Consider the following 21,765-nt stretch of genomic DNA (forward strand, 5'->3'; position numbering starts at 1 on the left):
CGCCGCCAAGACGCGATCACTTTTGTGCCAATTCGGCGGCCATAAACGCAGACAGGCGGCGCAGGCCTTCGCGGATGTCCTCGGTCGAGCGGGCATAGGAAAACCGCATCGTCTGATGGCCGCGTTTGGGGTCAAAATCCAATCCCGGCGTCACCGCCACCCCGGCCTCATCCAAAATGCGCGCACACAAGGCGCGGCTGTCCCCGGTCAGTTCCGACACATCGGCATAGATGTAAAATGCCCCGTCCGGCGGCGCGATCCGGTCAAAGCCGATTTTCGGCAGCTCTTCCAACATCAAACGGCGGTTCTCGGAGTACACATCCACCAGCGCCTGACAGTCCTCGCGGCCTTCAAGCGCACCCAAGGCAGCCACCTGCGCGGCATGCGGCGGGCAGATGAAAAAGTTTTGCGCGAGGCGTTCAATCACCCGCACATGATCCTCGGGCACCACCATCCAGCCAACGCGCCAACCCGTCATCGAAAAGAATTTCGAGAACGAATTGATCACATAGACATCGTCGGACAGCTCCAGCGCCGTCACCGGGCGTGCGCCATATTGGATGCCGTGATAAATCTCATCGGAAATGAACGACACGCCCCGGTCCTGACAGGTCTGGATCAACGCGCCCATGGCCTCTCGGTCCAACATCGTGCCCGAGGGGTTGCCGGGGCTGGCGACGATCAGCCCGTCCAGACCATCGGGGATCTCGCTTGGCACCGGTTGCAGGCGGTTTTCCATTTGGGTCTGAATGCCCACCGGCGTGATGTCGAGGCCCGACAGGATTTGCCGATAAGACGGATAACCCGGCTCGCCCAACCCCACCTTGGCCCCCGCATCAAACAGCGCGGTAAAGGCCAAAATAAACGCCCCGGAGGAGCCCGGCGTGATCACCACCCGCCGCCAATCCAAGCTGACCCCGTACCAGTCCTGATAGAGTGCCGCGATGGCTTTGCGCAGCTCCGGCAGGCCAAGGGCGACGGTATACCCCAAAGGCCCCTGCTCCATCGCCTGTGCCAGACGCGCCCGCGCGGCTTTCGGTGCCCCCGTGGCGGGTTGACCGACCTCCATATGGATGATGTGCCGCCCGGCCTCCTCATGCGCGCGCGCCGCCTCCATCACATCCATCACGATAAAAGGATCGACTTCAGAGCGGCGGGAGGTTTTCATCGGGCATATCCTGTGGTTGTTTAGGGCCTGAAATGCCAGCGCCCGGGAGGAATTGCAATGCGGCAGATGATGCGCCAAGCGGTGACGATATGTGTGGCTGTTTTGGTGATGCTCTGCCTGCCGCTGTCGGCCTGGGCCAAGGGGATTTTGCGCGACCCGGATATTGAATATGCGCTTAATCGTCTGGCCGGTCCGATCTTTGACGCGGCGGGGCTGTCGGCCACGCGGATGAAAATCGTCATCATCCATGACGATCAACCGAATGCCTTTGTCGCTGATACCTCGCATGTGTTCCTCCATTCCGGCCTGCTTTTGCGCCTTGATACGGCGGCCGAAGTACAGGCGGTGATCGCCCATGAGGTCGCCCATATCACCGGCGGCCATATCATCAGGCGTCAGGCCAATATGAAAAACGCCTCGACGGCGGCGGCCCTTGGCATGTTGCTTTCCGGGGCGGTGGTTGCGGCCACGGGCAATGGCGAGGCGGCGGCGGGCATCGCCATGGGGGTCACCGGATCGGCACAGCGGGTGCTGTTTGGCCACACCCGCGCCGAGGAAGCTTCCGCCGATCAGGCCGGCATCCGCTATATGGCGCGCGCGGGCATTCCGCCGCAGGCGATGCTCGATGTGCTTGAGATGTTTCGTGGCCAGGAGGTCTTGTCCGAAAGCCGCCAAGACCCTTACGCGCGCACCCATCCTTTGACCCGCGAGCGTCTGCGCGCGCTCAAAGGCTATGCAGCCGCCTCGAAACTCACCGCCAATCCCGACCCGGAGGCCAACTATTGGTACGCCCGTGCACGCGGCAAGTTGGAGGCGTTCATCCGCCCGCCCGCCTATACGCTGCGCCGGGTGTCCGCCTCGGATGGCTCCGACATCGCGCTGATGCGCCGCGCCGTGGCGTTGCACCGCGTGCCCAAGCCGAAAGAGGCCATGGCCACCATGGCCCGCCTCGTCGCGCTGCGCCCAAAGGACCCCTATTATGCCGAGCTTCAGGGCCAGATCCTATTGGAAAGCCGTCAGTTTGACGCCGCTGTCGCCGCCTATCGCCGGGCGGCGCAAATGGCACCCTCCGAGGCGCAAATTCAGGCCGGGCTTGGCCGCGCGCTTTTGGCAACCACCAACAAGGCCAACCTCCCCGCCGCGATCAAGGCGCTTGAGGCGGCGCGTGCCCGCGATGGCTATGATCCCGCGCTGTTGCGTCATCTGGCCTCCGCCTATGCGCAATCGGGCCAGGACGCCATGGCTGCGCTCAACGCCTCTGAGGCGCATGTGATGCGTGGCGATTGCAAAGCGGCGATGTCTTTGGCGCAACGCGCCACTGCGGCGCTGGGTCACGGAAGTGTTGGGTGGAACCGGGCGCAAGATGTGGTAAACGCGTGCGAAACCGCTCTCAAACGGAGATAGAGATATGCCTTTTGCCAAAGCCTGCGCCCGCCTCGGTGCCGCGGCCCTTTTGACCGCTTCCACCGCGCTTGGCGCCTTTGCTTTTGACATCGGTGACATGTCCGATGCCGAGCGCGAGATGTTTCGCGCCGAAGTGCGCGCCTATCTTTTGGACAATCCCGAAGTGTTGATGGAGGCGGTGGACGTCTATCAAGCGCGTCAGGCCGAGGCACAGGTCTCCAGCGATGCCGACATGATCGCTGCCAATATGGACGCGATTTACAACACCGAATTTGATGGCGTCTACGGCAATCCCGAAGGCGATATCGTGATGGTCGAGTTTACCGATTATCGCTGTGGCTATTGCAAAAAGGCCTTTCCAGATGTGAAGGCGCTTTTGGAAAAAGATGGCAATATCAAATTGATCGTCAAAGAGTTCCCGATCTTGGGCGAGGCCTCCGTTTTGGCGTCGCGCTTTGCCGTTGCGACCAAAATGGTGGCCGGAGATGACGCTTATTTGACCTTCCATGACGCGCTGATGGAAGCGCGCGGCGATGTCACAGTCGGCGCGCTGCGCCGTTTGGCCACCGACCTTGGCATCGACGCCGATGCGGTTGTCGCCAAGATGGACAGCGAAGAGGTCACCACGGTGATCGCGAAAAACCACCAACTGGCGGCGGAGTTGCAAATCTCTGGCACACCGACCTTTGTGATGGGCGACCAGATGCTGCGCGGCTATGTGCCCTATGATGCGATGGTTGAAATCGTGGCGGAGCTGCGTGGGTAATCATGTGGCGGAGCTGCGTGGGTGACACGATCGGCTTACGTGCAGAAATGACAAAACCCCGCCAATGGCGGGGTTTTTATTTGAGTATTTGAGCTGCAATGAAGCGGCTGTGGTGCTTATTCAGCGGCCTCGGACGCAGTCTGAGCCTCGATCTCGGCGGCTTTGGCTTCGACCTGTTCGACGATATGGTCAACCATATTGTCATTGGACATTTTATGGCTCTGCGCCCCACCGAGATAGACCATGCCATGCCCGGCTCCGCCGCCGGTCCAACCGACATCGGTCATCAGCGCCTCACCCGGACCGTTGACCACACAGCCGATGATCGACAGGCTCATCGGCGTTTTGATATGTTCCAACCGCTTTTCCAGCGCCTCAACGGTTTTGATCACGTCAAAGCCCTGACGCGCGCAGGACGGGCAGGAAATGATGTTCACACCGCGGTGGCGCAGGCCGAGAGATTTGAGGATTTCATAGCCGACCCTGACCTCTTCGACCGGATCGGCGGAGAGGCTGACGCGGATCGTGTCGCCGATGCCCATCCACAAAAGCTGACCCAGCCCGATGGCCGATTTGATCGTGCCGGACATAAGCCCGCCCGCCTCGGTGATGCCCAAATGGATCGGCGCATCGGTGGCCTCGGCCAATTGTTGATAGGCGGCGGCGGCGAGGAAGACATCGGAGGCTTTGACCGAGATTTTGAAATTGTGAAAATCGTTGTCTTCCAGAATTTTGATGTGATCCATGCCGGACTCGACCATCGCGTCGGGACAGGGTTCGGCGTATTTGTCCAACAGGTGCTTTTCCAAAGAGCCGGCGTTGACGCCAATGCGGATCGAGCAATTGTGATCCTTGGCAGCCTTGATCACCTCACGCACCCGCTTTTCATCACCAATATTGCCCGGATTGATCCGCAGGCAGGCGGCACCGGCTTCGGCGGCCTCGATGGCGCGTTTGTAATGAAAATGGATGTCGGCGACGATCGGCACCGGGCTTTCACGGCAAATCTCTTTGAGCGCCAAAGCCGAGTCGCGGTCGGGGGCGGAGACACGCACGATGTCGGCCCCGGCCTCTGCGGCGCGCACCACCTGATCCAAGGTCGCTTTGACATCGGTGGTCAGCGTGTTGGTCATGGTCTGCACGGTGATCGGCGCGTCGCCCCCCACCGGCACATTGCCCACCCAAATCTTGCGGCTCACGCGTCGGTCAATGTTGCGCCAAGGGCGAATGGGATTGTGCGACATGGGAACGGGCCTCTTTTGGGACGGTTTTGGGAACGTCAATTCAGCCCCCCTTAGATAAGGCGGCACACCGCAAGTGACAAGCGGCGGAAGCGGCAGAGTGATCAGATGAAAGCCGGTTTATTGGCCGTTTTGGGCGACCTGAAAGGCCTCGGCGACGGTGTCATTGGCAGCCAGATCGACCTGCGCAAAACTGTCCGACACGTCCGCGACCGAAAGGGCGATGTTTTTCACCACAGACCCAGAGGCGCCGACCGGGCCATAGGCCTGACCGTTGACGTCGAAATAGACACCACCGGCATTGCCCGTGCGCAGGATCGGCGCTTTGTCCATCGCCGGAACGATGTAACGTTCACCGGCATCGAGAATTTTTTCGAACAAAACGGAACCATCGGCGGCCTGGACGCGCACCCATGACGGGCGCACAGCGACCAAGGCCAATTCGGGCGCGCCCTCTTCGACCACGCGCACATCCCCCTCGTCCGTGTCGGAAAGCGCCGCCAAGGCAATGTCAGACGACATGGCGCTCAGGCGCTCTTCGCGCTCGGCGGCAAGTCCTTCGCCCGCCAAAGCCCCAACAGAGCGCGGATCAAGCGCAGCAATAGGCCCGTCACGCGGCACCAGAACCGGCACATCCAGCGCCTGCGGACGATACAACCGATCCAGCGCCTCGGCGGAGGGGGTCGCAAGACCGACGCTCTCGTCCATCTGCGCCAAACGGGTCTCAGACCCCGCGCCCCCCAACGGAGCCACTTCGGCGATCACGGCCGGAGCCTGATCAACAGGGGCCATTTTGACCTTTTGGATTTCTTGCAACACCGACCAGCCACCATAGCCGATCACGCCCAAAAGCGCGAGCAACACAGCGGTAGACCCCAGCGCGCCGGGTTCGATCCGGGCCATAAACCCCTGTCCGCGCGGGACAAAGCTGGCGTTGGGATCGGAGAATGGATCTTTCTTGACAGGCGCCGTCGCCGCCTTGGCCGGTTTGCGCTTGGTTGAGGCTTCGGGCGACATGCCGTGGGCAACCGTAAAGCCACTTTCAGAGCAAAACCGTGCAAAAGCCCAATCGGGATCAAGATTCAGATAGCGGGCATAGGAGCGCACATACCCCGCGATGAAACCCTGGGTTTCAAACACAGAGGGGTCAGAGTTCTCAATGGCGGCAATATAGGTTGCTTTGATCTTCAGCTCACGCTGAACATCCAAGAGCGACTTGCCAAGGGTGGCGCGTTCTCCACGCATGACGTCTCCGAGCTGAAGCTCGTAATCGTCAAAACCGCGAGGATGTTCCTGCTCCTCGACGTGTGGCTTTGTCCACCGCCTGATCATGCATTCGCCCCAAATTAACCTGCCCGCCCTTTAGGCGTCGATTCGTCGCCTAAAGTTGATAACCTGTTACCATATGCTCAACGGGGCCGCCCAGCGTATATCTTGATTAACCCGCCATTTCGGCGCGATTCAGCGCACAATGGCTCCAAAGCGCGTCCAAAGCATGAACCAAAGCATCCATTTCGCGCGGCCCGTGAACCGGTGAGGGCGTAAAGCGCAACCGCTCTGTGCCGCGCGGCACGGTCGGGAAATTCACCGGCTGAACGTAAATGCCATACTGTTCAAGCATCATGTCGGACATGAGTTTGGTGTGTTTCGGATCTCCCACAATCAACGGCACGATATGCGAGCCATTGTCGGTGATCGGCAGACCAAGGCCTTTGAGCCGCAGCTTGAGGATTTTCGCTTGGGTCTGATGCTCTTCGCGCAGCTTCACACCGCCCTCACCTTTGAGGAAGGCGATCGACGTCGCCGCCCCTGCCGCCACGGCGGGCGGGATCGAGGTGGTGAAGATAAAGCCCGGCGCATAAGAACGCACCGCGTCACACATTTTGGCCGAAGCCGCGATATAGCCGCCAAAGACGCCAAAGGCCTTGCCCAGGGTGCCGTTGACAATGTCGATCCGGTCCAAAAGACCGTCGCGTTCGGCCACACCGCCCCCGCGCGGACCGTACATGCCAACCGCGTGCACCTCGTCGAGATAGGTGAGCGCGTTGAATTCTTCGGCCAGATCACACAGCTCTTTGAGCGGACCAAAATCGCCATCCATCGAATAGACCGATTCAAAGGCGATGAGTTTCGGCGTTTCGGGATCGTCGGCCTCAAGAAGTGCGCGCAGGTGATCCAGATCGTTGTGACGGAAAATGCGTTTCGCGCCACCATTGCGACGAATGCCTTCAATCATCGACGCGTGATTGAGCGAGTCGGAATAGATGATGAGACCGGGGAACAGCGTCGGCAGGGTCGAAAGCGTGGCATCATTGGCAATATAAGCCGAGGAGAACACCAAAGCCGCCTCTTTTTGATGCAGGTCGGCGATCTCCGCCTCAAGACGTTTGTGATAGACTGTGGTGCCGGAAATATTGCGCGTGCCACCAGAGCCCGCGCCCGTTGCATCCACCGCCTCTTTCATTGCCGCGAGAACGGACGGGTGTTGACCCATGCCAAGATAATCGTTGCCACACCAAACAGTTACAGGTTGCTCTGAGCCATCCGGTTTGGTCCATGTGGCGTGCGGAAACTGCCCGCGCTTGCGTTCAATATCGATAAAGGTGCGGTAACGCCCTTCGTCGTGCAACCGTTGAAGTGCTTCGTCAAGCTTCGCCGTATAGTCCACTGTTCGTCCTTTCGCGCGTCTCAGGTTCGCCTGTTTTAGCGGCATCAAATGAAAATTGCGACTCATATTCACATTTCGCAAGATAATACCGCAACAGCCCCCTATGAGCCTCTTCTGCTCTGCCTTGTCTGCTTCACCTTCTTATGACGTATCAATTCCCTTTCAGAATGATCTATGTCAACCCGCCCGCCCCCTCTGGACACCATTTTTCAGAGGCGTAAGCTGCGGCAAAATATCCCGAGCATGATAAAAGGTTTCCCATAATGAACTCTCGCCTCGCTCTGGTGCTTGAACGCATCGACACTGATCTTGACGCCACACTTGATCGCTTGATGACATTTTTACGCATTCCGTCGATTTCGACCGACCCGGCCAACAAGGCCGATTGCCAAGCGGCGGCAGAGTGGCTGGCAGCGGAATTGACCTCATTGGGCGCGGAGGCCGAGGTCTGCGCCACGCCCGGTCACCCGATGGTGATGGGCAAAATGGGCTCCGGTGGGCCGCATTTGCTGTTTTACGGTCACTATGATGTGCAGCCGGTGGACCCGCTCACCCTCTGGGATCACGACCCGTTTGCGCCCTTTGTCGAAGAGCGCGCGCAGGGCAAAGTGATCCGGGGCCGCGGCGCATCCGACGACAAGGGCCAGTTGATGACCTTTGTCGAGGCCTGCCGCGCCTGGATTGCCGAAAACGGCACCCTGCCCTGCACCATCACCTTTTTCTTTGAGGGCGAAGAGGAAAGCGGCTCGCCCTCCCTGATCCCTTTCATGAAAGCCAACAAAGACAGGCTCGCCGCCGATCTGGCGCTGATCTGCGACACGTCGATGGTCGCCCCCGGTGTGCCCTCGATCTGTAGCCAGTTGCGCGGGATGCTCAAAGACGAGTTCACCCTGACGGGTCCGACGATGGATCTGCATTCGGGCCATTACGGCGGCCCGGCGCTCAACCCACTGCGCGAGATCTCGAAAATCATCAGCACATTCCATGATGAGGCGGGCCGCGTGACGATCAAAGATTTCTACGACGGCGTGCATGAGGTGCCCGAAGACATCCTGCGCCAATGGCAGGGCTGTGGCTTTGACGAGGCGGATTACCTGTCCGGCATTGGCATGACCAAAGCCCATGGCGAGGCCGCCTATTCGACCTTGGAACAACAATGGGCGCGACCCACTTTGGAGATCAACGGGCTTTGGGGCGGCTATCAGGGACCGGGCACCAAAACCGTGATCCCGTCGGAGGCGCATTGTAAAATCACCTGTCGTCTGGTTGGCGACCAAGACCCGGACGCGATCCGCAAAAATCTGCGGGCCCATGTCGAAAGCCGCCTGCCGGTGGACGCAAAAGTCACATGGAACCAAGACCTTGATGGGTCCCCTGCTGCCGTGATGAACACTGCGCGTGCGGAATTCGAGGCGGCGCGTCAGGCTCTGTCCGACGAATGGAATCGCGAGGCGGTGTTTGCCGGCATGGGCGGGTCGATCCCGATTGCGGGCTATTTTACCACGATTTTGGGGCTGGATTCGATGTTGGTGGGCTTTGCCGATGATGACGACCGCATCCACTCTCCAAATGAGAAATACGGCCTCAAGAATTTCCACAAAGGCATCCGCTCCTGGGCGCGGATTTTGGACGCTGTGTCCAGAGCATAAATCTCGGGCCTAAGTCTTGGGCCTGAAGTTTGCGCCTGAAGTTTGCGTCTATAGAAAAGCCCCGGAGAGCGCTCTCCGGGGCTTCTTTTATGCGGGTTACGCCAGATCGGGTTCGATCGTGGTCGACCACAACAACGTGTCAGCCGCATCCAAAAGCGACACTGTCATGGTCCGGTCAGCGGCGGAAATATCGACCTTGCCAAAGAACTGATAGCCATCAGAGGGCGGCAGGTTGAACTCGCCTTCCGGCGGCGCTTTGGCGAATTCGACTTTCGGGCCAAAGGTGTTGTCATACTCACTCGGGCCAAAGGTGCCCGCGTGCAGCGGACCGGAGACAAATTCCCAGAACGGTTCAAAGTCCTGAAACTCGGCACGCTCCGGGCTGTAGTGATGCGCTGCGGTGTAATGCACATCGGCGGTGAGCCAGACGGTGTTTTTGACCTTGGCGTGTTTGATGAAGGACAGCACTTCGGCGATGTCGAATTCACGCCCCAGGACCGGACCATCACCATTGGCCATGTTTTCAAACGCCTCTTTGCCGTCGCGCACCATCATGCCGATGGGCATATCGGCAGCGATGACTTTCCATGTGGCTTTCGAGGTCGACAAAGCGCCCTTGAGCCAAGCAATCTGTTCGGCACCCAGAAAATCCTTTGGCGTCGGCTGACGGTTGCCGTCATTGTCGTCGCGGTAGGTGCGCATGTCGAGAAAGAACACGTCCAACATCGGACCATAGGAGACCTTGCGATAGACGCGTTTGGGCTCTGCGGCATTGACGCGGATCGGGTACATTTCAAAAAACGCCTGCGCCGAGCGGGCAAACAATTTGGCGGCGGATTTCTCGGTGTAACGATCATCCGAGGCGAAGGTCTCGTTCGGATACCAGTTGTTGGTGACTTCGTGGTCATCCCATTGATACAGGATCGGAACTTCGGCGTTAAACGCCCGCACATTGGTGTCGAGCATGTTGTATTTATGCGCGGCGCGGAACTCATTCAGCGTCTCGGCCACTTTGGTCTTTTCTTCGACCATGACGTTTTTCCACATCGTGCCGTCTTTCAACTCGACCTCAGCCGAGAGCGGGCCATCGGCATAGACCGTGTCACCAGAGTGGATCATGAAATCCGGGCGGTGGCCCAGCATGGTGGCATAGGTGGTCATGCCACCGCGCTCTTCGTCAATGCCCCAGCCCTGACCGGCGGTGTCGCCCGACCACACAAAGGACACATCGCGCAGGGACCCCGGCGCGGTGCGGAAATGGCCCGTGACGGCCTCGGAGACGGAATTGGTGTCCGACAGATCGGCCATGGCGACGCGGTAGAAAATATCCTGATCCGACGGCAGACCTTCGAGCAACATTTTACCGGTGAAATCAGAGGTATCGCCGACGGAGAGCGGCTGAACCCGTGTGGCATTGGCGAACGTGTCCGTCGTGGACCATTCCACCATCATTTTGGACTCGCGGTCGGCGCGGGCCCAGATCATTGCACCATCATGGGCGACATCGCCGGACTGAACGCCATGGGTGATCAACGGACGTGTGGCGGCGCGGGACAGGCCGGGCATGGCAAGGGAGCCGGCAAGGGCAGCGCCCCCGGCAAGCGCCTGACGGCGCGTGATACGGATCGACATATGAGGTCTCCGGATTGGATGTGCGTTTATGAGACGCGGAGCTGATCCCCGTCGTCTTCAAACGCACTGTCTCGGAGAAATGTGTCAGACAATTTTCCGAATGGTAAAATCTGTCCGACAGTTTCGTGACACGCAGCGACTAGACAGCCTGTCCCCGGTCGCCCCGCACCAGTTTCAGCGCCAAAAGCCCCCAAGGCAGACCGTGGAACACCAGATCAAAGATGTCGATCGACCGGTGCAACTCACCCGCCAGTAGCATTTTGATCTTTTCCCACACATGCGGTTCCGGGAAAAACGGCGCCAGCCCGAGCGTCAGCGCGGCAATCACAAAGGTGGAGGTCGGGATTTTGTCAAAAAAGCTCATGATACTCTCCTGCCCCATCGCAAGCGCGCAGACCAGAGGGCGTCATGCCGCAGGGGGATGGGTCACAGGGGAATGGATCTCAGGGGAATGGGCGACATAGGCCTCAGCCGCCTCTTTCGTATCAAGCACCCGCGCCTGACCGCCTGAGAGCACCGTCACCACGCCCTGAGCATGGGGCAGCGCGGCGATCTCGTCCAAGGGCAGACCACAGATGATCCCGCGCAAAAAGGCCGAGACCACGCCATGCGAAATGATCACGGTGGGCTGGGTGAGGCTGGCCAGATAGGCGCGACAGCGGGCCTCCAAAGCCGCGCCCCCCTCGCCGTTCGGGGCGCTTAAAAACAGCGAGAACATATCCTTTTCTTCCGCCGATCCAAAGCCCCGCTCCGCCACGACTTCGGCGCGCAACCGGCCTTCCCATGTGCCGGCGAACACTTCCTTGAGCCCGTCCACCGCCTGCACTGCGCGCCCCTCGGCAACGACAGATGCGGTGCGCCACGCTCGGCCCAAAGGGCTTGCGTGGATCGCGATCCCCGGATGCGCGGCCAAAATCGGTGCCAAAATCGCCCGCTGCGCATGGGCCTGCGCCATGCCTGTCTCAGTCAGCGCACTGTCAAGACGGCCCTGAAGACGGCCTTCGACATTCCATTCGGTCTGGCCGTGGCGCAAAAGATAAAGCGTGGGATAGGTCACAGATTGAGTCATGGAATCGGAGTACTGTGCCGAACCGGGTCTGACAAGTTAGATTTCGTCTCAGCCCTGCGGCAAAACCACGCTGAGCCAAAGCAATCCGGCAAAAAGCCCCGACCAAAACGCCCAGCGGAGGATAAGCCGCGCCAGTTCCTGGGGGGAGACATAAACGACAGCGCGTGCCGGCGAGCACCTCCGCGTCACCCAGATCACCCCCAAAAGCATCAGCCGCACCAGCGCCAGACACAAACAAACCGTCAGGACAAGTGATATGCCAAAGCGCACATCCAAGGCCTTATCGGACGATCATCGGAAGGAAAAATGGTGGGTGATAAGAGATTTGAACTCCTGACATCTTCGATGTGAACGAAGCGCTCTACCACTGAGCTAATCACCCGCCGTGGCGCGGTGTTTAGCGCCACGGCCCCCTTGATGCAAGAGGCGAAATGCAGATTTTTAAAGCGCGAGGCTTTAGCTTTCTGCGGCTTCGGTTTCTGTCGCTTCCTCGCCTGAGACATCGCCCGTCTCGGCGTCTGTCATCATTGCTTTCGGGCGGCGCAGCTTGGCGATGACGATATGTGCGCCCGAGCCTTCGCGTTGGCGGTTGACCGAAACCTTGCCGAGCGGCGGCAGGTTCAATTCGTCGCCACGCTGAAGCGCATCGCCCAGCTCTGCCAACACCGCTTCGAGCACTTTTTTGGCATCAGAGCGTTTCACACCAGAGGCCTCAGCCACTTTGGCGATCATTTCTTTCTTTTTCATCGTGGTCACTACACTTGCTTCAGGCGCATCAACCGGGGCGGCATCTGTGCTGCTGGGGACGGTTTTAAGCGGCTCTGGATTGGAAATTGTTGTCACAGGAGACTCCGATTTTGGCGTGGTTGCCGCTTTGGTGCTGCGACGGGGGGATGTGGATTTTGATGTGGTTTTCCTGACAGCGGTCGGTGTCTTGCGGCTGCTGGTCGAGGATTTTCGGGTTGCCATTTGAACCTCTTTGTTTCGCTCACGGAAACCTTAACGCCACAGCCCCCCTTGGCGCAAATGGGAAATGAACGAATGGTTTATCTCATGGGGTACGACGCGATCGGACAGCATGATTGCTCAAAACTCTGGCAATCTCGGGGTGAACCACAGAGTCTTGGTGGCATATCAGCCATAAAAAACCGGCCCTCAGGCCGGTTTTTCACTATGATTGTTTTCGAGACGAGATCAATGCGCGGTTGCGCCCTGCCCCTCACCCGTCGAGGTGATTTTGGCCAAACGCGCCGCCTCATCGGCCTCCGCATCCCATTCCACCGGCTCAGGCTGGCGCACAAGCGCGTATTTGAGCACTTCAGAGACATGGGTGACCGGAATGATTTCCAGCCCCTCTTTGACGTTGTCCGGGATGTCGGCCAGATCTTTGACGTTCTCTTCAGGGATGAGAACGGTTTTGATCCCGCCGCGCAGCGCCGCCAAAAGTTTCTCTTTCAGCCCGCCAATCGCCGTCGCATTGCCGCGCAGGCTGACTTCGCCGGTCATGGCAATGTCTTTGCGCACCGGAATCTGCGTCAGCACCGACACGATGGTCGTGACCATCGCAAGACCGGCGCTTGGTCCGTCTTTCGGCGTCGCCCCATCGGGCACGTGGACGTGGATGTCCATCGTGTCAAACAGTGGCGGCTTGACCCCAAGAGAGGGCGCGATGGAGCGGACATAGGAACTGGCCGCGTCGATGCTTTCTTTCATCACATCGCCGAGCTTACCCGTGGTTTTCATCCGCCCCTTGCCGGGCAGTTTGAGCGCCTCGATCTGCAACAGATCACCGCCGACCGAAGTATAGGCCAGCCCGGTCACAACACCGACCTGATCCTCCTTCTCCGCCAAGCCGTAGCGCACTTTGCGTACGCCCAGGAACTCCTCAAGCGTCTCGGAGGTGACATGCACCGCCTCGACCTCTTTGCGCACGATTTTGGTCACCGCTTTACGAGCGATCTTGGCCAATTCGCGCTCAAGGTTCCGCACCCCCGCCTCGCGGGTGTAATAACGGATCACATCCATGATCGCGCCATCCGTGACAGAGAATTCCTTGGCTTTGAGGCCGTGATTTTTGATCTGTTTCGGGATCAAATGCTGTTTGGCGATCTCGGCTTTTTCGTCCTCGGTGTAGCCCGAAAGCGGGATGATCTCCATCCGGTCCATAAGCGGCCCCGGCATGTTGTAGCTGTTCGATGTGGTCAGGAACATCACGTTGGAGAGGTCATATTCGACCTCCATATAGTGATCCACGAAGGTGGAGTTTTGTTCCGGATCGAGCACTTCGAGCATGGCGCTTGCCGGGTCCCCACGGAAATCCTGACCCATCTTGTCGATCTCATCGAGCAGAATGAGCGGATTGGTGGTTTTGGCTTTTTTCAACGCTTGGATGATCTTACCCGGCATCGAGCCAATGTAAGTCCGGCGGTGACCGCGGATCTCGGATTCATCGCGCACGCCGCCCAAAGAGATGCGAATAAATTCGCGCCCCGTGGCCTTGGCAACCGATTTACCCAAGCTTGTTTTGCCGACGCCCGGAGGCCCCACAAGGCACATGATCGGGCCTTTGAGTTTTTGGCTGCGCTGTTGCACCGCGAGATATTCGACAATGCGTTCTTTGACTTTTTCCAAACCGTAGTGATCCTGATCGAGGATGTCCTCGGCCCGGCTCAGGTCCTTTTTGACCCGCGATTTCACGCCCCATGGGATTGAGAGCATCCAATCCAGATAGTTGCGCACCACGGTGGCTTCTGCCGACATCGGGCTCATGTTTTTGAGCTTTTTGATCTCGGCATCGACCTTGTCCTTGGCCTCTTTCGACAGCTTGGTCTCGGCGACTTTCGCCTCCAGCTCCGCAATCTCATTGGCCCCGTCTTCGCCGTCACCCAATTCCTTCTGAATAGCCTTCATTTGCTCATTCAGGTAATATTCGCGCTGGGTGCGCTCCATCTGGGATTTGACGCGGGTTTTGATCTTTTTCTCGACCTGCAACACCGACATTTCGCCCTGCATCAGGCCGTAAACCGCCTCCAGGCGGTCATCAATGGCCAGCGTTTCCAAAAGCTTTTGCTTTTGGTCCACTTCCACCCCCAGATGCCCGGCCACCAAGTCGGCCAGTTTCGCGGGTTCACGGGTCTCGGACACGGCGGCCAGCGCCTCCTCCGGGATGTTCTTTTTCACCTTGGCGTAATGTTCAAACTCTTCGCGCACCGAACGCAACAACGCGGTGATCGCGGCGGGATCGCCCGCGCTCTCTTCGAGCGGGATGACCTGAGCTTCGAAATAGCTGTCATTTTGGGTGAATGCGCTCAGCCGGACGCGGGACTCGCCCTCGACCAACACCTTGACCGTACCATCGGGCAGTTTCAAAAGCTGCAACACATTGGCCAAGACGCCGACGCGGAAAATGCCATCAATATCCGGGTCATCGACCGACGGGTCCATTTGGGCGGCAAGCAGGATCTGCTTGTCCTGGTTCATCACCTCTTCCAGCGCCTTGACCGATTTCTCACGGCCAACAAACAGCGGCACAACCATATGCGGAAAAACCACGATGTCGCGCAGCGGAAGAACGGGGTAGGATTGGAGTTGCTCGTGCATGTTCATTCCTTTTATTGGCAAAAGAACCAAGCCCCGGCTTTGCGGCAGCTTTGCGCTCTTTCCTGTCTTAGTGACTACATCTGGGGTGGCCGCCCGCAGATTTCAAGCAAGACAGGTTGCATGTTGCATCGCAGTCTGCCTTTCAACGGGCGGCCCTGCAAGAGTGGATTTGCGTTGAAGTCTGTGTCACGGCGCCTGACACGACCCGGCTTGATCAACTTCACGTCCAAAGCCATTAGAAAATAAAAGAAAGGTCTGTTTGCCTTATCTTCCACCTTATTCGTAGGCCGCGTGTTATTTGCAGGCCGCGCGGATGTGCCCGCCTATCTTACAGCGGATCAATGTCACCCATCGCGCGCTTGGCGTGGAACTCCGCTTCCCAAGCCGCAAATGTTCCGCCCGCAATCGCGTCGCGCATGCCTTGCATGATTTCCTGGAAATAATGCAGGTTGTGCCAGGTCAAAAGCATCCCGGAAATCATTTCCTGCGCGCGAAAGACGTGGTGCAAATAGGCCCGCGAATAGTGGGAACAGGCCGGGCAGGAGCAGTGTTCGTCCAAGGGCCGCGGATCATCGGCGTGACGCGCGTTCTTGATGTTCACCTGCCCGCGCCGGGTCCATGCCTGACCCGTGCGGCCAGAGCGCGAGGGCAAGACGCAATCCATCATGTCGATGCCGCGTTTGACCGCGCCCACGATGTCATCCGGCTTGCCAACCCCCATCAAATAGCGTGGCTTATCGGTGGGCAACATGTCGGGGGCGAAATCGAGGCAACCGAACATCGCCTCCTGCCCCTCGCCCACGGCCAGACCACCCAGCGCATAGCCATCAAAGCCAATTTTCTTGAGCGCCTCGGCACTTTCTTCGCGAAAATCTCGCTCCAATCCGCCCTGTTGAATGCCAAACAGCGCGTGCCCCGGACGATCGCCAAAGGCCTCACGAGACCGTTCCGCCCAGCGCATCGACAGGCGCATTGATTGCGCGATCCGGTCGCGATCGGCGGGCAGCGCCGGGCATTCGTCGAAACACATCACAATGTCAGAGCCCAACAGCTTTTGGATCTCCATCGAGCGTTCCGGCGTCAACTCATGTTTGGAGCCATCAATATGCGAGCGAAAGGTCACGCCCTTTTCGGTCAGCTTGCGCAGATCGGAGAGGCTCATCACCTGAAACCCACCAGAGTCGGTTAAAATCGGCCGTTCCCAATTCATGAACTGATGCAAGCCCCCCAGCCGCGCAATCCGTTCGGCGGTGGGGCGCAGCATCAAATGATAGGTATTCCCCAACAGGATGTCGGCCCCGGTGGCGCGCACGCTTTCGGGCATCATCGCCTTGACGGTGGCCGCCGTGCCCACGGGCATGAACGCAGGCGTGCGAATGTCGCCACGCGGGGTGGAGATCACCCCGGTGCGGGCGCGCCCATCGGTGGCGTTGAGAGAAAATGAGAATCGCGGGGTGTGAGCATCTTGGGTCATGAGGGAGGGATTTACCCGCAAAGGCGCGTCAGGGCCAGAGGCTCGCTTTGAGGGTCGCTTGGAGCGTCGCTGAGGCACCTTTCCCCCTTATGGTCCCCCTTATGGCGCATGTGGCCACATGAAAAAGCCCGCCCCACACACACGGGGGGGACGGGCCTCACTTGGATCAGCGCACGTCACTCCGCCGCTTCAACCGTGGCTTTGGCGTCTTCTGGAATGGCCAAAGACAGGATGATCGCGGACATGCCGGCCAATGTGATCGGTGCGGCAAAGACCTGTTTGAGGATATTCGGCAGGTGTTGCGTGGCATCGGGCACCAAGGTGACGCCAAGTGCCAAGCCAAAGGACACCGCCATGATATAGACCCGGCGCAGGGTCATCTCGACCGAGGACAGGATGCGAATGCCCGCAACAGCGATGGTCGAGAACAACACCAACGTGGCCCCACCCAAAACGGGTTTCGGGATGATCAAAAAGAACGTGCCGATGATGGGGAACAGGCCAAGCAGCACCAAGAACCCGCCCATATACATCCCCACATGCCGCGAGGCGACGCCGGTCATTTGGATCACGCCGTTGTTTTGCGAAAACGTGGTGTTGGGGAAGGTGTTGAACACGGCCGCAATGGCGGAGTTGACGCCATCGCCCAACACCCCGCCTTTGATGCGCTTCATATACAGATCGCCTTCGACCGGCTGACCGGAGATCACCGAGTTGGCGGTCAAATCACCCGAGGTCTCAATCGCCGTCACCAGATAGAGAAAGGCGATGGGGATAAACAGTCCGATGTCGAAATCAATGCCGTATTTGAACGGGATCGGCAGGGCAAAGAGTTTGGCGGAACTCAGCGCACCGAAATTCACCATGCCAAAGAAACTGGCCACGATGGTGCCGACGATGAGGCCGATCATGATGGCCGAAATCCGCAGGGTCGGTTTGCCGATAAAGGTCATCACCAAAATCACCGCCACCACCAATGTGCCAAGCAACAGATAGAGCGGCTTGCCAAGGTCTTCGCCCGCCCGCGCGCCACCGGCGAAATCGGTAAAGCCCGATTTGATCAACGACAGCCCGATGACGGTGATTACAACCCCGGTCACCGTGGGCGTGATGATGCGTTTGAGCTTGTCCAGAAACTGCGACAGGATGATCTCGACCAAAGAGCCGACAAGGCAGAGGCCAAAGATCATCGCCAAAATATCATCCGGCGTCCCGCCTTGGCTTTTGACCGCAAAGCCCGCGGCCAACACTGCGCCTAGAAAGGCAAAGGACGTGCCTTGCAGCGACAAAAGCCCCGATCCCACCGGGCCGATGCGTTTGCATTGAATAAACGTGGCCACGCCAGAGACAAAAAACGCCATCGCAATCAGGTACGGCACCTGTTCGCCCAACCCCAAAGCGCCGCCGATGATCAGGGACGGCGTGGCGATGCCGACGATGGAGGCCAAGACATGTTGCACAGCGGCCAAGGCGGCTTTTGACGGCGGCGGCACATCCTCTAGCCCGTAGACTAGCGGCATAAAGGTTTCTTTACTCATCGCGGTGGTCCCCTTTTCGGTCGTTTTTCAGTTTTTGGTCTTCCCTTCCGCAAATCTGCGTCCCCATCGCCTGTAACAAAAGCGTTACCTGTGCCTGGCCCGATCTCCCTCGCCCGCGTTTTTTCCTCGCTTAAGAAAACGGCAGTTTTGATGCATACCCGCACAGGAATGCCCCTTTCTTCAGCCATCGCGCCGCGCGCCTCCTGGCCGGGCGTTGCCAAGGCCCCTTTGCCCTTCGCCACAGTCACGCGCCACGGTCACGCGTCACGGTCACGCGTCACGGTCATTCGCTACGTCACGCGCCCCTGTCACGCCCCCCTGCGCGGCCTTTCACCACCCCTGTCACAAAATTCACAAACCCTCTTGTCATACACACAGAAGGATGACATTGGGCGCGTGTAACGCGGCACACGGGGAATTGAACGTGGCCGCGACGGGACCTCCCCCAGTAAATGAAAGACGACAATGATGGATAAAGCTCCTTTCGCTTTGGGCTGGGAAGAATGGACTGCACTGCCGGATCTCGGCTTGCCCGCGCTCAAGGCCAAGGTGGATACAGGCGCGCGCACCTCGGCGCTGCATGCCTTTGACATCGAACCCTTTGGCAAGGCGGATGCCCCGAAAGTGCGCTTTAACATCCACCCCATTCCGGCGCGCGAGGACATCGTGATCTCTTGTTCCGCCGATGTGGTGGATCGCCGCGAAGTCACCTCGTCCAATGGCGAAACCGAGCTGCGCTATGTCATCTCATCCGAAATCCAGATGGGTGATCGCCGCTGGCCGATTGAAATCACTCTGACCAACCGCACCAATATGGCCTACCGGATGCTTTTGGGCCGTCAGGCGATTTCTGAAGATATGATCGTTCAACCGACCGAGAGCTTTTGCCAACCGGTTTTGGACGACAGTGCCTATTTCACCACCGCGATCCGCGACACCTTGCCATCGCGCGCGCTGCGCATTGCGGTCCTGTCACGCGAACCGGACAATTACTCGACCCAACGGTTGGTGGATGAGGGCGAAAAACGCGGCCATGTGGTTGAGGTCATCGACACCGCGCGCTGTTACATGGTGATCAATGCCATGGCCCCGGAGATTTATTACGATGGCGAGCGCCTGCCGCGCTATGACGCCGTGATCCCGCGCATCGGCGCGTCTATCACCTCTTATGGCACCGCCGTGATCCGGCAATTTGAAACCATCGGCACGTTTTGCGTCAATGGTTCCGAAGGCATATCCAAATCGCGCGACAAACTTCAGGCCCATCAGGTGCTCTCACGCCACCAGATCGGGATGCCGACCACCGCTTTCGCCTCCTCGCCCAAAGACACCGACAACCTGATCGCCCTGGCGGGCCAGGCGCCGCTCATTGTCAAACTGTTGGAAAGCACCCAAGGCCGCGGCGTGGTCCTGGCCGAAACCAAAAAGGCGGCGCAATCGGTGATTTCGGCGTTTCGCGGCCTCAAAGCCAACTTTTTGGTCCAGCATTTCGTCAAAGAAGCTGCGGGCGAAGACATCCGCTGTGTCGTCATCGACGGCAAAGTCGTGGCCTCGATCAAACGCTCGTCTTCGGGCGGCGATTTCCGCTCCAACCTGCACCTGGGCGGCACCGCCTCGACCGTGCGCATAAGCAAAGCCGAACGCGACGTCGCGTTGAAATCCGCCAAGGCCTTTGGCCTTCGTATGGCGGGCGTCGATCTGTTGCGTGCCGAAGATGGGCCGAAAGTGTTGGAGGTCAATTCCTCGCCGGGCTTTGAAGGCGCGGAGACCACCACCGGCAAAAATTTGGCTGGAGTGCTTTATGACATGATCGAAAAACGGGTCCGCCCCACGCCCGCCCGCAAAAGCCGCAGTAAAACCTGATCTCAGCCACAGAAATCCCCCACAGAAATCCCCCGCACTGATCCCTCGCACCGCCCGTGCCCCACGCCCGGACGGTGTTTCTTTTTTAAAACAGGCCATTCTTTGATCTGTGCCATAGCGCCGTTACCAAGACCGGCGAACACTGGCCGCAACTGTCACAGATAGGTGCCCCATGTCCGCCCCCTCTTCCTCACTCTGCGCCCCCTCCTGCCCGCTTGCACCCAATCCGGCCGATCTTTTGACGCGGGTCCGCACCCTGCGCGATCACATCGCCACCGAGACAGACACGATCTGGAGCGATTGGGCCGATCTCGATATGCGCGAGGCCTTTCGCCCCTCGGCGCAAAACCTCGCGACCTATCTGGCCTTCCGCCACACCGATCTGTCCGCCGTGCAACCGGATTTGGCCGCCTTGGGCCTGTCGACCCTGGGCCGCTGCGAACCGCATGTGCGCGCGTCTCTTGATGCGGTCGAAGCCGCGCTCAGTGGCCTGACCGGAGTGCCCGCCGCCTTTCCCGATCCCTCACGCCTGACCCGTGGCCCCGCCCGGCTCGCCGCGCGCCGCGACACCGCCTTTGGCACCGGGGCCTCCGGTGCGCCGCGTTCACGCATCTTGGTGACGGTCCCGACAGAGGCCGCCACTGATCCCGGTCTGACCCGTGACATGATCCGGACGGGCGCGGACGCCATGCGGATCAATTGCGCCCATGATGGCCCCGAGCTCTGGGCCGCGATGATCACCAACATCCGCGCAGCGGGCGTTGAGATCGGGCGCTATGTCCCGATCCTGATGGATTTGGCCGGGCCGAAACTGCGCACTGGCGCTGTCGCAGGCCCCAACAAAGCGCGGGTCTGTGTCGATGATCGGCTTGATATTCTGCGCGAGGCCCCGAAAGCCAAGGCCAAACACGCCGCCCTCTCGCTGAGCCACCCCGAATTGATCGACCGGCTGACCCCCGGCATGGCCGTGTTCATTGATGACGGCAAAATCGGCGCGGAAGTGGTTGAAATCACCTCAAAAGGCGCGAAATTGAAAGTCACCCGCGCCGGGCCTGAAGGGGTCAAACTCAAACCCGAGAAAGGCTTTAACCTGCCTGCGGTTGAGATCGACATCCCAGCCCTGACCGAGGACGACCGCACAGCGCTTGATTTCGTCGTCGGGCGCGCCGATTTGATCGGCTATTCCTTTGTGCAGACGCCCGAAGACATCCGGCTTTTGATCGCCGAAGTCGACAAACGCCTGCCCGAAGGCGGCCACCGTCCCGGCGTGGTGTTGAAGATTGAGACCAGCCAAGCGATCCGCAACCTGCCCCGGCTGATCGTCCAATCGGGTGCGTTGTGTGAGACCGCCGTGATGATCGCACGCGGCGATTTGGCGGTGGAGATCGGGCTGGAGCGCATGTCGGAGATGCAAGAAGAGCTGCTTTGGCTCTGTGAGGCGGCGCACACCCCCGTGGTCTGGGCCACGCAGGTGCTTGAGGGCCTGATGAAAGAAGGCCTCGCCACCCGCGCCGAAACCACCGACGCCGCCATGGCCCAACGTGCCGATTGCGTGATGCTCAACAAGGGGCCGTATGTCTGTGACACGATCCGGTTTTTGTCGCGGGTTTTGGGCCGGATGGATCGGCATATGTCGAAAAAATCCGCCCGCCTTGGACCGCTGCGCTCGTGGCGTGGAAATATTTCGGTGTAA

General features: G+C 59.4%; 17 protein-coding genes, 1 tRNA gene and 1 pseudogene. 6 read left to right on the plus strand and 13 right to left on the minus strand.

Annotated features, from left to right (window positions below; all coding sequences use genetic code 11):
- Positions 1–16: 16 nt before the first annotated feature.
- A complete protein-coding gene (locus tag BLT54_RS13810; RefSeq protein WP_074645892.1) occupies positions 17–1,168 on the minus strand; it encodes a pyridoxal phosphate-dependent aminotransferase in 1,152 nt (383 codons plus the stop codon).
- Positions 1,169–1,225: 57 nt separating this feature from the next.
- On the opposite strand from BLT54_RS13810, the gene BLT54_RS13815 reads away from it, so the two are divergent.
- On the plus strand, positions 1,226–2,572 hold the full coding sequence (locus tag BLT54_RS13815; RefSeq protein ID WP_074645893.1) for a M48 family metalloprotease: 1,347 nt from the start codon (positions 1,226–1,228) through the stop codon (positions 2,570–2,572).
- A 4-nt stretch (positions 2,573–2,576) separates the two neighbouring features.
- Positions 2,577–3,338 carry a DsbA family protein gene (locus BLT54_RS13820; protein WP_074645894.1) on the plus strand — a complete coding sequence of 254 codons (762 nt, stop codon included), beginning with the start codon at positions 2,577–2,579 and terminating at the stop codon, positions 3,336–3,338.
- Between the two features lie 116 nt (positions 3,339–3,454).
- Here the strand turns inward: BLT54_RS13820 and ispG are convergent, their stop codons facing one another.
- The 4 genes and pseudogenes from ispG to hemA form a co-directional block, all read right to left on the minus strand.
- A complete protein-coding gene (ispG, locus tag BLT54_RS13825; protein ID WP_074645895.1) occupies positions 3,455–4,582 on the minus strand; it encodes a flavodoxin-dependent (E)-4-hydroxy-3-methylbut-2-enyl-diphosphate synthase in 1,128 nt (375 codons plus the stop codon).
- A gap of 117 nt (positions 4,583–4,699) precedes the next feature.
- Entirely contained in the window at positions 4,700–5,596 is an 897-nt protein-coding gene (locus BLT54_RS13830; protein WP_425429336.1) for a DUF4115 domain-containing protein, read from the minus strand.
- Between the two features lie 63 nt (positions 5,597–5,659).
- Positions 5,660–5,911: pseudogene (locus BLT54_RS23095) on the minus strand (helix-turn-helix domain-containing protein); the annotation flags it as partial.
- A 106-nt stretch (positions 5,912–6,017) separates the two neighbouring features.
- Positions 6,018–7,247 carry a 5-aminolevulinate synthase gene (hemA, locus tag BLT54_RS13835; RefSeq protein WP_074645897.1) on the minus strand — a complete coding sequence of 410 codons (1,230 nt, stop codon included), beginning with the start codon at positions 7,245–7,247 and terminating at the stop codon, positions 6,018–6,020.
- A 263-nt stretch (positions 7,248–7,510) separates the two neighbouring features.
- On the opposite strand from hemA, the gene BLT54_RS13840 reads away from it, so the two are divergent.
- Positions 7,511–8,896, plus strand: coding sequence for a dipeptidase (locus tag BLT54_RS13840; RefSeq protein ID WP_074645898.1), 1,386 nt, complete (start codon positions 7,511–7,513; stop codon positions 8,894–8,896).
- A gap of 96 nt (positions 8,897–8,992) precedes the next feature.
- On the opposite strand, the gene BLT54_RS13845 is transcribed toward BLT54_RS13840, so the two are convergent.
- The 5 genes from BLT54_RS13845 to BLT54_RS22800 all read right to left on the minus strand — a co-directional run bounded on the left by BLT54_RS13845 (position 8,993) and on the right by BLT54_RS22800 (position 12,440).
- Complete coding sequence (locus tag BLT54_RS13845) at positions 8,993–10,528, minus strand: alkaline phosphatase D family protein (RefSeq protein WP_074645899.1); 1,536 nt, start codon at positions 10,526–10,528, stop codon at positions 8,993–8,995.
- A 139-nt stretch (positions 10,529–10,667) separates the two neighbouring features.
- Positions 10,668–10,892, minus strand: a complete 225-nt coding sequence (locus tag BLT54_RS13850) for an RND transporter (RefSeq protein ID WP_074645900.1) — start codon at positions 10,890–10,892, stop codon at positions 10,668–10,670.
- Positions 10,893–10,934: 42 nt separating this feature from the next.
- Complete coding sequence (locus BLT54_RS13855; protein WP_074645901.1) at positions 10,935–11,597, minus strand: histidine phosphatase family protein; 663 nt, start codon at positions 11,595–11,597, stop codon at positions 10,935–10,937.
- 307 nt (positions 11,598–11,904) lie between these two features.
- Positions 11,905–11,979, minus strand: a tRNA-Val gene (locus BLT54_RS13865).
- A 74-nt stretch (positions 11,980–12,053) separates the two neighbouring features.
- Positions 12,054–12,440: an HU family DNA-binding protein gene (locus BLT54_RS22800; protein WP_281241892.1), complete on the minus strand. Its 387-nt coding sequence runs from the start codon at positions 12,438–12,440 to the stop codon at positions 12,054–12,056.
- On the opposite strand from BLT54_RS22800, the gene BLT54_RS22805 reads away from it, so the two are divergent.
- Positions 12,391–12,570: a hypothetical protein gene (locus tag BLT54_RS22805; RefSeq protein WP_074645904.1), complete on the plus strand. Its 180-nt coding sequence runs from the start codon at positions 12,391–12,393 to the stop codon at positions 12,568–12,570. The genes BLT54_RS22800 and BLT54_RS22805 overlap by 50 nt on opposite strands.
- Positions 12,571–12,791: 221 nt before the next feature.
- On the opposite strand, the gene lon is transcribed toward BLT54_RS22805, so the two are convergent.
- The 3 genes from lon to BLT54_RS13890 form a co-directional block, all read right to left on the minus strand.
- Entirely contained in the window at positions 12,792–15,197 is a 2,406-nt protein-coding gene (gene lon, locus BLT54_RS13880; RefSeq protein WP_074645905.1) for an endopeptidase La, read from the minus strand.
- 328 nt (positions 15,198–15,525) lie between these two features.
- Entirely contained in the window at positions 15,526–16,671 is a 1,146-nt protein-coding gene (tgt, locus tag BLT54_RS13885; RefSeq protein WP_074645906.1) for a tRNA guanosine(34) transglycosylase Tgt, read from the minus strand.
- Positions 16,672–16,847: 176 nt separating this feature from the next.
- A complete protein-coding gene (locus tag BLT54_RS13890) occupies positions 16,848–18,209 on the minus strand; it encodes a uracil-xanthine permease family protein (RefSeq protein ID WP_074645907.1) in 1,362 nt (453 codons plus the stop codon).
- A 468-nt stretch (positions 18,210–18,677) separates the two neighbouring features.
- On the opposite strand from BLT54_RS13890, the gene rimK reads away from it, so the two are divergent.
- Complete coding sequence (gene rimK / locus BLT54_RS13900; protein ID WP_074646040.1) at positions 18,678–20,072, plus strand: 30S ribosomal protein S6--L-glutamate ligase; 1,395 nt, start codon at positions 18,678–18,680, stop codon at positions 20,070–20,072.
- 172 nt (positions 20,073–20,244) lie between these two features.
- Positions 20,245–21,765 carry a pyruvate kinase gene (locus tag BLT54_RS13905; protein ID WP_074645909.1) on the plus strand — a complete coding sequence of 507 codons (1,521 nt, stop codon included), beginning with the start codon at positions 20,245–20,247 and terminating at the stop codon, positions 21,763–21,765.

It is taken from the genome of Celeribacter baekdonensis (genome assembly GCF_900102315.1).
GTDB lineage: Bacteria > Pseudomonadota > Alphaproteobacteria > Rhodobacterales > Rhodobacteraceae > Celeribacter > Celeribacter baekdonensis.

Bases quoted from the DNA above. Each gene is read 5' to 3' on its own strand.
- ispG (WP_074645895.1), bottom strand. From the start codon at position 4,582: ATGTCGCACAATCCCATTCGCCCTTGGCGCAACATTGACCGACGCGTG.
- tgt (WP_074645906.1), bottom strand. From the start codon at position 16,671: ATGACCCAAGATGCTCACACCCCGCGATTCTCATTTTCTCTCAACGCC.
- rimK (WP_074646040.1), top strand. From the start codon at position 18,678: ATGGATAAAGCTCCTTTCGCTTTGGGCTGGGAAGAATGGACTGCACTG.
- BLT54_RS13890 (WP_074645907.1), bottom strand. From the start codon at position 18,209: ATGAGTAAAGAAACCTTTATGCCGCTAGTCTACGGGCTAGAGGATGTG.
- BLT54_RS13850 (WP_074645900.1), bottom strand. From the start codon at position 10,892: ATGAGCTTTTTTGACAAAATCCCGACCTCCACCTTTGTGATTGCCGCG.
- BLT54_RS13815 (WP_074645893.1), top strand. From the start codon at position 1,226: ATGCGGCAGATGATGCGCCAAGCGGTGACGATATGTGTGGCTGTTTTG.
- BLT54_RS13905 (WP_074645909.1), top strand. From the start codon at position 20,245: ATGTCCGCCCCCTCTTCCTCACTCTGCGCCCCCTCCTGCCCGCTTGCA.
- BLT54_RS13830 (WP_425429336.1), bottom strand. From the start codon at position 5,596: ATGTCGCCCGAAGCCTCAACCAAGCGCAAACCGGCCAAGGCGGCGACG.
- BLT54_RS13840 (WP_074645898.1), top strand. From the start codon at position 7,511: ATGAACTCTCGCCTCGCTCTGGTGCTTGAACGCATCGACACTGATCTT.
- BLT54_RS13820 (WP_074645894.1), top strand. From the start codon at position 2,577: ATGCCTTTTGCCAAAGCCTGCGCCCGCCTCGGTGCCGCGGCCCTTTTG.
- BLT54_RS13810 (WP_074645892.1), bottom strand. From the start codon at position 1,168: ATGAAAACCTCCCGCCGCTCTGAAGTCGATCCTTTTATCGTGATGGAT.
- lon (WP_074645905.1), bottom strand. From the start codon at position 15,197: ATGCACGAGCAACTCCAATCCTACCCCGTTCTTCCGCTGCGCGACATC.
- BLT54_RS13845 (WP_074645899.1), bottom strand. From the start codon at position 10,528: ATGTCGATCCGTATCACGCGCCGTCAGGCGCTTGCCGGGGGCGCTGCC.
- BLT54_RS13855 (WP_074645901.1), bottom strand. From the start codon at position 11,597: ATGACTCAATCTGTGACCTATCCCACGCTTTATCTTTTGCGCCACGGC.